Source organism: Bradyrhizobium sp. CB82, assembly GCF_029714405.1.
Classification (GTDB): Bacteria; Pseudomonadota; Alphaproteobacteria; order Rhizobiales; family Xanthobacteraceae; genus Bradyrhizobium.
On record NZ_CP121650.1, the window covers coordinates 3,032,797 to 3,045,886 of the forward strand.

The following is a 13,090-nucleotide window of genomic DNA, read 5'->3' on the forward strand; positions in this document are numbered from 1 at the left end:
GCATGCACTCCTCTTGTCAAACATCTTGCACTTTGCGGCGGAGCTTAGCTTCGGCCCTGTCGATTTCGCTCTTCGCGCTTGGCGGATGCACCGCTTTCAAGCCTCCGCAGATCAGCTACGACTCGGATATCCCGCCACTTCCCGATCCACCTGCGGCGACCGATGATCGGCCGCGACCGCTCCACGTGCCGCCCTCCTGGAGCCCGGCGCACGGTGGTAAGCAGAAGGAAGCGAAGGAACCGATCGAAAGGATCGAGAGCGCCAACGACGCAGCGCGCGTTCAACCGCGCAAGGCGGCGTACTACAACGCGGTGCAGGTGTTTCCCTATAGCCCTGGCGCGCTCTACCAGATCTACGCAGCACCAGGACAGATCACCGACATAGCGCTCGAGCCAGGTGAGCAATTGATCGGGTCGGGACCCGTCGCCGCCGGCGACACCGTGCGCTGGGTTGTGGGTGATACCGAGAGCGGTGGCGGGGAGACCCGCCGCGTCCATATCATGGTCAAGCCGACCCGCCCGGAAATCGCGACCAATCTTGTCGTCAATACCGATCGGCGCACCTACCTGCTCGAACTACGTTCTCGCGAAAAGCCGTACATGCCTTCGGTGACCTGGTTTTATCCCGAAGATCGCATGCGTGGCCGGAGCGTGCCGCCGACGCCGTTTATCCCTGATCCAGCCCAGCGCCGCTATCGCTATACCATTGAAGGTGACACCCCGCCCTGGCGTCCGATCAACGCCTACGACGACGGACGCAAAGTTTACATCGAGTTCTCGCCAGGCATCGGACAGGGTGAGATGCCACCCCTCTTCGTTATCGGGCAAGACGGGAAGCCCGAGCTTGTCAACTACCGGGCGTTCGGAAGCCTGCTGATTGTCGATCGGCTGTTCGCCGCCGCTGAATTGAGACTAGGGGGAGAGAACCAGCAGAAGGTGCGCATCGTCAGAGCCGATGGGAGGTCGTCATGATCGGTACAAGCGGCGGTCCGCCGGATCAGAATTCTGTGCCGCCACAGGCACACGACGATGCTTCGAAAGCCTTCCAGTTGCGTCCTGAACGTCCAGGCGTGACGCGGATCTCCGGTAGGGTCCTGATCGGAGGCACGGCCCTAGTCCTTGCCCTTATCTCCGGAGCGGTACTGTTGGCCCTACAATCCAGCAAGAAGCGTGCTCCCGCTTCGGAAGAACTCTACTCGACCGATCACCACAACGTCGCCGACCAGCTTGCCGGCTTACCAAAGGACTACACGGCAATCCCGCGGGATGTGCCACCGCTTGGACCGCCTTTGCCCGGCGATTTGGGGCGGCCGATCGTCGCAGCGAAGACCCAGACCGGTCCATTGGCAGTTGACGCCGAACAACAGCGTGTCGATCGGGAGAGTGAAGCGGCTCGCACGAGCAAAGTGTTCGCCGCTACCAATGTCCGGACGCCGACCGCGATGGCGCCGCCGAACGAAGCCCCGACGAACGGGACGATGTCGTCCGACGAAGCCTTCACACAAAATGGCCAGGACCGAAAACTTGCCTTCGTGAATGGGCCGGCCGATCGTCGTACGACGAGCCCCGATCGTCTGGTCAAACCAGCATCGCCGTTTGTGGTGCAAGCAGGGACAGTGATTCCTGGTGCTCTGCTGACCGGGATCCGCTCCGATCTCCCTGGCCAAATCACGGCGCAAGTTACCGAGGCGGTATACGATACTCCTACGGGTCGAACCCGACTAATTCCGCAAGGCGCACGGTTGATAGGCACTTACGATAGCCAAGTCGCATTTGGGCAGTCGCGTGTGCTTCTGGTCTGGACCAGGTTGATCATGCCAAACGGCCGGTCCATCGTGCTGGAGCGGCAGCCGGGAGCCGATGCTGCAGGTTACTCGGGCCTTGAGGATGAGGTCGACAACCACTGGAAGGAGTTGTTGGGCGCGGCCGCGCTCTCAACTTTACTGGCTGTCGGCACCGAGGTGAATTCAGGCAGTGACGTCAACAACACAAACGGCGCACTCATCCAGGCGCTACGGCGTGGGGCAGGCGACTCCGCAAATCAAGTCGGGCAACAGCTTGTGCGGCGCAACCTCAATATTCAGCCAACACTGACCATTCGGCCAGGGTTTCCAGTGAGGGTAATTGTCAACCGGGATCTCGTTCTCGAACCGTATAGAGGCTCGAAGCATGACTAAACTCAAAATTGGAATTCTCGCTGACGATAGACCGGTTAAGGTTACGCACGAGCTGCCGGCAAGTGTTCATCGGGACCTTGTCGCTTATGCCGATGCGTTGGCCCGGGAAAGCGGACAATCGATCAGCGATCCAGCGAAACTGATCGCTCCCATGTTGGCGCGCTTTATGGCGACGGATCGGGCTTTTGCGAAGCGTCGCCGCGCACATCAAGTGACCGGACAGCGTGAGAGGTAGCGCTCCGAAAGCAGCCTTTGAAAAGTTTCCAATGCGGGGTTTCCGTTGTCATGCTGCCAATAGGCAGAATAGCTCAATACGATCGGCGGACCTCCCGATATACCAGGCTCGAAAAGTTTGCGCCAACGTCTGACTCGTCGCGCAAGTCGGCCCAGTAAACTATCTCTTGTGTCGCCAGACGGTGTTTGGCGGGCAGGACAGCGAACACGCGCTCATTCCAAAGGGCCTTCGCGTTGGTATTTAGCGACGTGATGCGTCCCGTTATGATCAAACTCGAACTGCATCAAAGTGAGTCAGAGCCAGATTTGAACGCCGATCGACACCGGGAGGAGGATGGTTTCAGCAAGAGTGCCAGCCGCAAGATGTGATCGTCCAAAGCGCAAGCATGGCTTCGGGGTGACCCTTGTTGCGGATTCTTTAAATTCAAATCGCAAGCCGAGTTGGCGGCGCTCTGGGATGAGTATGGCGACATGGAGAATATGTTTTGGGAGAGCCGGTATTGCCTGCCGATTGCCCGTGAAGAGTTGAAGGACGACAGCCGGGAATGAGATGACGGCGCTACGCCGCAACAGGCGGCTGAAGCTGGCTACACATTCTGGCGATATCGGTAGTTACGTCTTCAAGCTGCCAAGGCTTTTCCCATCGGCGTGCATCCTGAAACCTGTGCGGAATCATATCGGCACAATAGCCAGTGGTGAAGATGAAGGGCTTTCCGATACGCATAAGTTCGTCCGCCAACAGATAGCTGGTTTCGCCGCGCAAATTTATATCGAGCACAGCGACATCAAAGCTATCCTGATGGATAGCCAGTGCTTCTGCGAGTTGGGAAATCGGTCCGATGACGTGAGCGCCGAGCGACCGCAGCGCGTTTGCGAGGTCATCCCCGACTAAGTACTCGTCTTCGACGATGAGAACGCGGCAGCCCTTCATGGGGTGGGCCATATTGCCACCTCTCGAAATCGTTCCCGCTGTCAAAACAACGTCGACGGGCGAAAACGTTCCGACATAATGTTTCAACTTCCGCGCTTTTGCGGAAAGAAACCGATGATGACGACAGGCATACAACACGGGATGCGAGAGGTAAGCTCGTTCGCGGTTGGTTCGACCTTGGAAACTTCTTTCCCGAAACGGGCAAAACCTTCCGCGAACGACGCTGATCTAGTTGGGCAAGTACCGACAGCTATCGTTGATGCCCCAACGAAATGCCAAGCTTCAGCGCCTTCTGTCGCAAGCTTCCGATCGTTCGCTTCATTTCCTTGGCGATCTTAACAACAGGCGTGCGCGCCTTGGAGTGCGCGCGCAACGCCTTAACGTCTGCAGAGGTATATTCTTTGCGGATGATCTTCTTAGCTTTCTTGGCCATAACGACTTCCTGCTTTTGGGGAAGGCGCTCTGTAGCACGAAGAGCCACATTGGCAATCTGTTCGTGTCACGCCCGGCAATTTGCGTGCATCATCCGACCGGCGTTTGCGACGAGCGCCGTATACCTTGGTATCGGTCCGTACCTGCTTTAGATTATCGACGTTTACCTACGTTCTATTGAACCGATAGCGAGTCGTCCTATCTATTACGGTGTGCGGTAGCGCTCCCGCTACCGCTGCCCTCCTTGGGCGTTTCCTCCCTAGACTTGGCCGCTTGTGGCAACGCAGGCGGCTTTTCTTTTTGTGCACCCGGTCGCCTGAGAACTGCGGTGAAGTAGATGCAAGCCGCGCGGTGATGACACCGATGTGACTAGTCGTGAAGCCGTGATTTGTTGTGACGGCGCGACCCGAGCCTTACCTGAGCGGGCGCAACGAGGTTGACTGGAGTAAAAGCGATGCGTTCTGTTTTGGCCTTGAGCCTTTTGATCGCCCTGTGTGGCGTTGCGAAGGCAGCTACGGTGCATCACGCGCACCAGCGGCACGCTATTGTTCGTCCCGTCTTCTCAGACCCCGCTTCGGGTTTTGCCTCCGCGCCACCTGGGCCGCCGATCTACGATCGGCCGGCACCGTATTACAACGAGCCGTATTTTGGCGCTGCGCAGGGTTACGCGCCGGGCGAAAAGGAGGAATTTCTCGACAGTGTGAGACAAGGCGGTTAGCCCAAACGTGTCAGATGAAGAAAGGCCCGGAGCTGTGCCGAAGGGCGCGCACGTTTCTGTGCCGATTACGATCGACGGGGAGCGCTGGCTCGGCCGAATTGGCCCGCGTTCAGCAAGCCATCAAAACCTCAATTGCGAGAAAATCGGAGTGACGCCCGCACCTACACTCACCAGGCGCGGCACGATGGCGAGCCTTATAGGTACACGGCCTAGCACTACTTTGGCAGAATCTGTTTGCGCCGGTGTTTTTCAAGGATTTGTTTTCGGCAGTATGGACACCATTGAGACGGTGGCCGAAGGATGAGACCGACGATGGCGTGACGCACGGCGGGCATGGTTGGCTGAGGCGGAGGCCCGTTGATTCTTTTTTTTTCGCCCCGCGTATGCGAGGCGGCGATGTTGCAGGAAGGCGTAGGCAATCATTGTCATCAGGGCGTGGCGATGAAGACCCTGCCATGATCGCCCTTCGAAGTGATCAAGTCCAAGCTCCTCCTTCAACTGCTGATGCGCCTGCTCACAAATCCATCGCGCCTTGATGGTGGCGGCCAGTGTGCGCAGATCCGTCCCCGCTGGGAGGTTGGCGAGATAGTATTTCTTCTCCCCTGAGGCGCGTTGCTCGCCAATCAGCCAGCCTTCGTCGCCCGGGAGATGCTGCTGACCTTTATCCCAAATCCGCTGCGGAGGGCCGTCGGCGGTGCGGACGCGGACAGCAGCAAATCGGGCTGTCAGACGACCTTTCGTTCTGCTGCGCCAACTCACGGTTTTCCATTTGGCGCTGGCCAGCATTTGTTCTGCCGCAATCGATAAGACATCTGGTACGTGGTGCTTTCGTGGCTTCCCGCGGACTTTGGTAATCGGCCAAATGAGCTTCACAAAACGCGGCAAAAGCGATAATCTGCCAAAGTAGTGCAGCGACCCGGGCAGTTTGCTGCAAGGATAAATCTGGCTGCCATCGTCAACTGCAAGCTTGCCGCGCGATTCGCGCGTGCAGGTATGGTTTCATTGGTGACGATTCAAATAAACTGTACGGTAGTCGACTTCTAACCCCAATCCTGCCCGTGCTTTAGCCGTAATGCTCTCCCATGGGGATTTTACTGCTACCTGTAGTTCACAGCCGGGCGGTTGTCCTTTGCCGCTAGGTTGATTCTTGATCCCGCTACGTCTAACGAAGAGTATTCCTTGCGCTCACGGAGTAGAGGCCGCTACTCCGACAGCTCTGAAAGGCCGTTGGCTTCAGCCTCGATAACTTCCGAGAAGAGCTGTTATCGGACGCAATCGTTCATTTTGCGCCGAATTGCTTGGTTGGGAAGGAAATGACGATTGCGAGCTGGACAGGTTACTCGGCAAAGCGGGGTCGATCCGTCAACTGATAAGCGTTCATACGAAAAGCCTTAGCCGAAGCCTACGCTGCTTTGTCCATTGCCTTACGAGAATGCGCAGCCGGCTCCCGTGGCGCATCTTTTGGGGCCAGGGCGCTGCTGGCGATGAACCCGCCACGAGCAGGCCCGCCGGTTGGCGACCTCTCCCGATGTCTCATAGTGTGGGACAAAGCGGAACCGAAAATGCGCGCCTTTGATTTTCCTCGATGGAAGTCGCTTTCACCCGACCGGTAGCTTAAGGTCTTTCAATATCCTCTATGAGCATAGAGCTGTGCTCGTCCCCGGGCTCACGAGCTGCCCTCCTATCCGTATGATTGGATGAGGTATCGTAGGTTTGGTTGGTGTGGGGAAAGGCGGTAGCGCTCCCCCGCTGTGAGTGGCGGAGTTATTCTCCCCACCTATGGCATTTGAAAATTCCCCAGTTTTCGTGACGGCCGACCGGGCGCGCCGAATCGCTGACGCTCCTCCTGCAGGCGGGAGGGAGGGCGCGGTGATCAAACTTGGGGAACTTGTCATGATCTTGGATTTGCATCGCCAAGGTCTGTCGGTCAGCGCTATCGCCCGGCAGCTTGGTGTCGACCGAAAGTCAGGGGCCTACATCGCCAAAGGGTTGGAGCCGCCGGTCTACAAAAAGCGGGCACCAAGGCCGGGAATCGTCGATCACTTCGAAACCTATTTGCGCGAACGACTGGCGGCCTATCCCGCGCTCACGGCCGTGCGGCTATGGCGTGAGCTCAAGGAACGCGGCTTCGCTGGCGGCTACAGCGTCGTCCGCGATCGCGTGCGGGAGCTGCGGCCTTCCCGGCCGGCGGGCTTCGAAGTCCGTTTTGAAACGCCAGCGGGTGAGCAGGCGCAAGTCGACTTCGCCAGGTTCGAGGTCGAGTTCGTCGATGAGCCAGGGGTCAAGCGCATCGTCTGGCTGTTCTCGATGGTGCTCGGCTACTCACGGCTGATCTGGGCGCGCTTCGTTGTCCATCAAGATTTGCAAACCGTTCTTCGCTGTCATATTGCCGCTCTGGAGGCGATCGGCGGCGTTCCGCGCGAGATCCTCTACGACCGGATGAAGACCGCTGTCCTCGGCGAGGACGCCGAGGGGCTCGTGGTCTACAACCGCGCCCTCGTCGATCTCGCTCGCCATTATGGCTTCCAGCCACGCGCCTGCCGGCCCTATCGGGCCAAGACCAAGGGCAAGGTCGAGCGGCCGTTCCGCTATATCCGCGAGGACTTCTTCCTCGGCGGCGTCTTCGGCAATCTCGAGGACCTCAACGGCCAGCTCCGCCATTGGCTGGATACGGTCGCCAATCCTCGGGTGCATGCCACAACGCGTCGGGTCGTCAACGAGGCTTTCGCCGAGGAAAGGGCGTCACTGCAAGCCTTACCGAGCGCGCCGTATCGGGCGGTGTTGCGTCTGGAGCGGCGGGCCTCGCATGAAGGCATGGTGAGCGTCGGCGGCAATCTCTACAGCGTGCCTGATACCACGCGTCGGCGGGTCTTCGACGTCCATGTCCTCGCCGACGAAATCCGTATCTTCGAGGGCAGCGTTCTGGTGGCAAGCCATGCTCCGCTCGAAGAGCGCGGCCAAAAGCGGCTCGATCCTGCGCATCGCAAGCTCGCCAGCTTCGGCCGACGCCGCTCAGGCAATCCGGAACCAATCACTCTCACGCGCGCCGGTGACCTCGCCGTTCGTCGTTCGCTGGACTTCTACGCGGCCGTCGGCCGCCGCCTGGCAACCCAGGAGGTCGTGTGATGAGTTCTTCCTCCGTCGTCGAGCGGATCAAGACCAGTCTCGTCGGCCTGAAAATGCCGCGTGCGCTGGAAATCCTTGATACTACCCTGCGCGGTATCGAACGCGGCGAAATGGGCGCCGTCGATGCCATCGACGCCTTGCTTACCGAAGAACTCACGATGCGCGAAAACCGCCGCGTTAAAATGGCGGTCCAGATGGCCAAGTTGTCGGCGATCAAAACTCTCGCCGGCTTTGACTTCGCCTTCCAGCCTTCGCTCGACAAAAACCGCGTCCTGGCGCTCGCCGGATTGCAGTTCATTAATCGCGCCGAAGCCATCCACCTCATCGGGCCACCAGGAACCGGCAAGACCCATCTGAGCCTGGCCCTCGGTGTTGAGGCTGTCAAAGCTGGGCGCAGCGTCTACTTCAGCTCTCTCGCTGATATCGTTGCCTCGCTCGCCAAGGCCGAACGTGACGGCGCTCTGCGCGAGCGGATCCGCTACTACTGCCGTTTTGCGCTGCTCATCGTCGACGAAATCGGCTAACCACCGGTCACTCCCGGCGGTGGCAACTTGTTCTTCCAGCTCGTCAACGCCCGGTATGAAAAAGGCGCGATGATCCTGACCTCGAACCGCGGCTTCGCGGAGTGGGGAGAGATCTTCGGCGATTCCGTCGTCGCGACCGCGCTCCTCGATCGTCTCCTTCATCACGCTGTCGTCATTCAAATCGAGGGCTCGAGCTATCGCCTACGCGAACACGCCGATCTTGTCCCCGAGACAATCCGCCACAAGACGCAGGCAACCGCAAAACACATTCCGCCGACCCTGAAACGCCGGGGGCCGGCCCGGCCACCGAAAAACGGAGTTGCCGATCACGTCGACGGCTGATCGCCATCCCGCCAAGCTGGGGAATTTTGCGGCGCCACTTCTGAGGAGATTCCGCGCGCCGTTGACACCCGCTACCAGATCCAGCGTAAACCTTTGATTTTCCAGGCTTGGCCGATCAATGTTTCGCCAAGAGGGATATCTCATAGATACATCGGGATCGCTCGCGGATCAATTCGCGCGCCGCTCTAGGGCCATGCGTAAGATCCGACCTAAGCCGTCCATGGTGAACGATTGAGATTAGGGTCCGCGGGTGTGGTCAAGGGCTACAGGATGGTAGTTGGCAGTACCGCGCCTTCGCATATGGGGGTTCGAATCCTCCCTCTCCGCCATATGTAATTGAAAATATTGGTTTTTTAAGTCTATTTTGAGCTCAACCCCCGGATTAACCCCCTTTGCAATTCGCCTGTTCAGCGCATGCCTTGAGCCCCTCTCAAGGCTGAAACAGGGGTTCGATTCCCCTAGGGAGCGCCAGCGATTTCAGGTACTTGGCGGATTTCGCGGGCTTCTTTCGCCGCGCGTCTACAACTTTTCTCCAACGCTTGATTGAGGACACACCTTCAAACGCGAAGGCGCCGAGCGTCTCGCGGCCTCAGAGCACACCTTCGACCAAACCACTCTGTGTCAGATTGCTCGTGACGTAGCACCAGTTGCCAAACCTCAAGGCCTTCGCGTCTCACCAGTATTCTCAGGGCGCGCAACACCGATACTCGGTGTTTCTTCTCCACTCTTTGCTCCGGATAGACGTGTCGGCAAAGCTCCGATGGGGCTGATCGGGGCGCCGTCCCGGATCTGCCAAGCGCTGGCGCCGCTCGCATTCGGACTACTGATCGAGCCAATGGGCCAGATGGTGCTTGTTGTGTCGGCTTGCCTCAGGCGCTACCAGCGGCCGGATTGCCTCTGACGCGGTGGGAATTGCTTCGCCCGAAGGTTGCACTTCCTCGCTACTTCCGCGGAAATGGGCTGGGCTTGGGAAACAGCCGGCAGCAACGCGGCGGCTCCCGCTACCAAAAGAGCAAAGGTTCCACCACTAATTCTCCAACGCATTGCCACGCGACGCTTGCGTGCGTTCCGTCATCAGTCGCTCTCCGTCTCATGCAACAGACTGTTAGATCTGGAACCGCGAAAAGGTTCGCTGCCGTAAGATTATGGATTATGACAGCAATGCCGTTAGCTAAGCTTGGCACTAGTGAGGCGCTGTATAGCGAGGTTGGCTGAAGCAGTGTGTGACCACCGTTTCGCCGCAGGAATCGCAGCTCCAGAGATAGCTGACGACGCCATCGGGCATAAGGACGCTGCTTTCAGGCGCAGTCATCAAGTCAAAGCACATCGTACAACGCGGCATTTGGCTCGCCTTCGGCCAATCCGCGCCGCTCATTCGCATTTCTTGTCCCGGCATGACGATCGCCTCCCAAGGGCGCGTATGATCTCTCGCCGAATCATCCAAGACTCCGTGTGGCCAAAATCAGGCGACTGAGCAGTCTTCTCACTTTATCCACAGCTGTTATCCACAGGATTTAAACGAGGATGGAGACTTCCCGCGCGCTTTCGTCGATGCGCGTGCGGGGCGGCGATTGCTATGAGCGACCGCAGCAGCTTAGCTTAGGTGAGCACAGTGCTTTGTGGCTGCGCCTGGCGCTCGTTCAGGCTGCCATTCTCGATATGGTCGCCCTCGCAGCCGGTGAGCAACAGGACAAGAGCCAGGATCGCTAAGGCGCGCCTTGGCTGACCTCCCGAGACCAGAAACATACCGGGCGGCCACGAGCGGAAATAACGCACCAACGCGGCCCACGGCGCAGTCCCGAAGGTCCTTCTGAGGCCGAATATTAGCGCGACTCCCACATCCTTCTCAATTCCGCTGCCGCAAAATTCTCTCGCTCCTTCATAAAGCGCTCCTGGTGCGCTCTGAAGCTTGCGACACGCTGGAGGATTTCTTCGCGCGCTCGGTTCGGGTCGGCAACAATCCGCCGCCGTGAGGCTTTGGCCGGATCTTCGCCGAGTGCCAACTTCTCATCGAGCGCGCGCCGGACGATGCCAGGCTCGGCGGCCTCAGCGTCGCGGATGACGCGGGCCTCGTGCAGTTCCTTTGGCGGCACTAACTCCGGGCCGCTTACCTTTTCCGGACTGGAAAAGCTGCGCTCGCCGTTGCTAAGGAGTTCTCCCCGTTCTTGCGCAGCGTCGTACTCTTGGGCGAGGCGCCGCTTGGCGCCAATCCCTTCAACGAACGCCTTCGTTTCGGCGATGAACGCATCGAGATCAGATTGCCAATTGGTCATCGCAATGTCCCCGCCAACCAAGCCTATTGGGACGGGAACGAGTCTACCATCCCCGGCTATGTGGAAGCCTGTGGAGAGACGGTGCACAACTCGCACTTTATGGGTGCCCTAGGCAGGCTGTGGATGCGTCCGGCGCCGGCCGGCACTTCCCGCCAAGCCAAGCGAAAAGAGCCCACCCAGCGACGCTACGGTGCAGCGGCAAAGGGCTATCTTTTGGGCTGGTCGCGGTTGAGAGCTGACCGCGCTTATGCCGCGTGAGCGACGTTCTGAGGTCGCCAATTCCAGGGCATGAGTTCGTGGATGAGCTTGGCGTGTCAAACGCCATCCGGAACTGCCCCCTTTGCGTCATGAAGAACTGCCCCCACCCTCGGGTTCATGATGTCGGTTGAAGGTTGGCTCCGCCGCTGACGGGACGGAGGGAGGCGGAGCCGACCGGAGGGCCGTCAGCGGCGGGCGGCTGGATGAGGCCGCTCTTTCGCTTGGCACGGAGCCGGTAGCTGTCGCCGCGGATGGTCAGCACGTGGCTGTGGTGGAGGAGCCGGTCGAGGATCGCGGTGGCGACCACCGGATCGGCGAACACGGTGCCCCATTCGGCAACGCTGCGGTTCGACGTGATCAGCATGGCGCCGGTTTCGTAGCGGCGGCTGACCAACTGGAAGAACAGATGCGCCGCGTCGGGCTCCAGCGGCAGGTAGCCGAGTTCGTCGACGATCAGCAGCTTTGGCTTCGCCAGCGCGAGCAGTTTCTCGTCCAGGCGCCGCTCGCCATGCGCCTTGGCCAGGCCAGCGACCAGCGTCGTCGCCGTGGTGAACTGCACCGTGTAACCGGCCAGGATCGCCTCTCGCCCGAGCGCGATCGACAAGTGCGTCTTACCGACGCCCGGCGGGCCGAGCAGCAGCACGTTCTCGCCGTTGGCGATCCAACGTGACGCGGCCAGGTCGCGGATCTGCTTCGGATCGATCGACGGCTGCGCCTCGAAGTCGAAGCCCGCAAGTTCCTTCACGGCTGGGAAGTGTGCGAGTTTCAGCGCCATCTCGATGCGGCGATGATCCTTGCGCGCGATCTCGCGCTCGCACAGCAGGAACAGCGTCTCACGCGCCGACAGGTTCGCGCGCGCCGCCTCGTCGAGCAGGTTGTCGAGCTGGTCGCGGATGCCGGAGAGCTGCAATCGCGCCAGCATGGCCTCGAGCCGGTCGATTGGTGCTTCGGTAGCCTTCCTTGTGCGCGCCATCAGAAGCTCCCTCCGATCGCTGCTTCGTATTCGGCAAGAGGGCGCAACAACGAGGGCAGTGGAGAAGGCGCCGGCCCTGCCGGTGTCGCGATTGCCGGTCGGCAGACCGCGCCATTGCGACCGGCAACCCCGTCGAGGTGGGCGGAATCGACGATCCGCAGCCGGCGACCCTCCGATTGCTTGTGGACCGCAACCTCGCGCATGCCATGGCGGATGCGCACCTCGCCGGCCGCAACCGTCACCGCCACGCGCTCGCCGATCAGTCGCCACGGCACCGAGTAGCTGTTCGTGTCGACCTCGACGGCACAATCGTTGCCGACGACGCGGGCCAGTTCGCGCAACGATCCGAACGACGGCTGCCCGCCAAGCGGCTTCAACCGGTGTGCCTCGTCACGCGCAAAGCGAGCGATCGGCGCCTCGCCGGTCGTGCCGTGGATACGCACGTTCGCCACCTCACGCTCCCACTCGGCGAGATGCGCCTCGAATGCCTCCCAGCTCGCGAAGGAATGCCCCGCGATCGCGTTCTTCTTCACGTAGCCGACGCCATTCTCCGTCTTGCCCTTCGTGCGCGCCCGATACGGCGCGCAGGCGCGAGGACGGAAGCCCCAATGCTTCGCGAACGCGATGAGCTTGTCGTTAAACTGAACCGACCGGCTCACCGCGTCGTGGCGCACCACGAGCGCGCGTGGATTGTCCATCAGCACTTCCTCCGGCACGCCGCCGAACGTTGTGAATGTGCTCTCGAGCCCGGCGAACCAGTGCTCTTGCTTCTCGGCCCGGAACGCACGCACATGCAGCCGTCGCGAATGCCCGAGCGTCGCCACGAACACGAATGCTTTGACCTTCACCCCGCCGATCTCGACCAGACGCTCGCCGAAGTCGATCTGCAGCTGTCGGCCCGGGGGCGTCTCGAACCGCGTCGTCGCCAGCGCCTCGGCCTTCAGCGCCTGACGATAGGGCTGCACGGCGCGTTGCAGCGTTCGCCGGCTGACCGCCACGCCTTGCTCGGGCCAACAGGTCCTGGCGCACCACATCCGCATTGCCGCGATGCCGAATGAACCTCTCGCGCAGCCAACCCTCAAGGCCATCGAGCCGTTTCGGGC

General features: G+C 60.2%; 10 protein-coding genes and 2 pseudogenes. 6 read left to right on the forward strand and 6 right to left on the reverse strand.

The window, feature by feature from the left end; genetic code table 11:
- Nucleotides 1-2 precede the first annotated feature (2 nt).
- The 3 genes from trbG to QA640_RS14585 are packed head-to-tail and all read left to right on the forward strand — an operon-like array spanning nt 3 to nt 2,411.
- A complete protein-coding gene (gene trbG / locus QA640_RS14575; RefSeq protein ID WP_283042797.1) occupies nt 3-971 on the forward strand; it encodes a P-type conjugative transfer protein TrbG in 969 nt (322 codons plus the stop codon).
- Nucleotides 968-2,176 (forward strand): TrbI/VirB10 family protein, encoded by a 1,209-nt coding sequence (locus QA640_RS14580; protein WP_283041327.1) that lies wholly within the window; start codon nt 968-970, stop codon nt 2,174-2,176. The genes trbG and QA640_RS14580 overlap by 4 nt, the downstream gene beginning before the upstream one ends.
- On the forward strand, nt 2,169-2,411 hold the full coding sequence (locus QA640_RS14585) for a DUF2274 domain-containing protein (RefSeq protein ID WP_283041328.1): 243 nt from the start codon (nt 2,169-2,171) through the stop codon (nt 2,409-2,411). The genes QA640_RS14580 and QA640_RS14585 overlap by 8 nt, the downstream gene beginning before the upstream one ends.
- A gap of 558 nt (nt 2,412-2,969) precedes the next feature.
- On the opposite strand, the gene QA640_RS14590 is transcribed toward QA640_RS14585, so the two are convergent.
- The 3 genes and pseudogenes from QA640_RS14590 to QA640_RS14600 form a co-directional block, all read right to left on the reverse strand.
- Nucleotides 2,970-3,428, reverse strand: coding sequence for a response regulator (locus QA640_RS14590; protein ID WP_283041329.1), 459 nt, complete (start codon nt 3,426-3,428; stop codon nt 2,970-2,972).
- Between the two features lie 163 nt (nt 3,429-3,591).
- Nucleotides 3,592-3,774, reverse strand: a complete 183-nt coding sequence (locus QA640_RS14595; RefSeq protein ID WP_283041330.1) for a hypothetical protein — start codon at nt 3,772-3,774, stop codon at nt 3,592-3,594.
- Between the two features lie 966 nt (nt 3,775-4,740).
- Nucleotides 4,741-5,364 (reverse strand): annotated as a pseudogene (locus QA640_RS14600) (transposase); the annotation flags it as partial.
- A 996-nt stretch (nt 5,365-6,360) separates the two neighbouring features.
- Between QA640_RS14600 and istA (QA640_RS14605) the strand changes: the two are divergent.
- The 3 genes and pseudogenes from istA (QA640_RS14605) to QA640_RS14615 all read left to right on the forward strand — a co-directional run bounded on the left by istA (QA640_RS14605) (nt 6,361) and on the right by QA640_RS14615 (nt 10,193).
- Nucleotides 6,361-7,617 carry an IS21 family transposase gene (istA, locus tag QA640_RS14605; RefSeq protein ID WP_283041331.1) on the forward strand — a complete coding sequence of 419 codons (1,257 nt, stop codon included), beginning with the start codon at nt 6,361-6,363 and terminating at the stop codon, nt 7,615-7,617.
- Nucleotides 7,617-8,483, forward strand: a pseudogene (gene istB / locus QA640_RS14610) (IS21-like element helper ATPase IstB). The gene istA (QA640_RS14605) and the pseudogene istB (QA640_RS14610) overlap by 1 nt, the downstream one beginning before the upstream one ends.
- 1,524 nt (nt 8,484-10,007) lie before the next feature.
- The gene (locus tag QA640_RS14615) at nt 10,008-10,193 is read left to right on the forward strand and encodes a hypothetical protein (protein WP_283041332.1); all 186 of its coding nucleotides are present in this window, start codon (nt 10,008-10,010) and stop codon (nt 10,191-10,193) included.
- Nucleotides 10,194-10,306: 113 nt separating this feature from the next.
- Here QA640_RS14615 and QA640_RS14620 read toward each other — a convergent pair whose 3' ends face one another.
- The 3 genes from QA640_RS14620 to istA (QA640_RS14630) all read right to left on the reverse strand — a co-directional run bounded on the left by QA640_RS14620 (nt 10,307) and on the right by istA (QA640_RS14630) (nt 12,985).
- On the reverse strand, nt 10,307-10,756 hold the full coding sequence (locus QA640_RS14620; protein ID WP_283041333.1) for a hypothetical protein: 450 nt from the start codon (nt 10,754-10,756) through the stop codon (nt 10,307-10,309).
- Nucleotides 10,757-11,129: 373 nt separating this feature from the next.
- A complete protein-coding gene (istB, locus tag QA640_RS14625) occupies nt 11,130-11,987 on the reverse strand; it encodes an IS21-like element helper ATPase IstB (protein ID WP_283041334.1) in 858 nt (285 codons plus the stop codon).
- A complete protein-coding gene (gene istA / locus QA640_RS14630; RefSeq protein ID WP_283041335.1) occupies nt 11,987-12,985 on the reverse strand; it encodes an IS21 family transposase in 999 nt (332 codons plus the stop codon). Before istA (QA640_RS14630) ends, istB (QA640_RS14625) begins: the two co-directional genes overlap by 1 nt.
- Between the last annotated feature and the right edge of the window lie 105 nt (nt 12,986-13,090).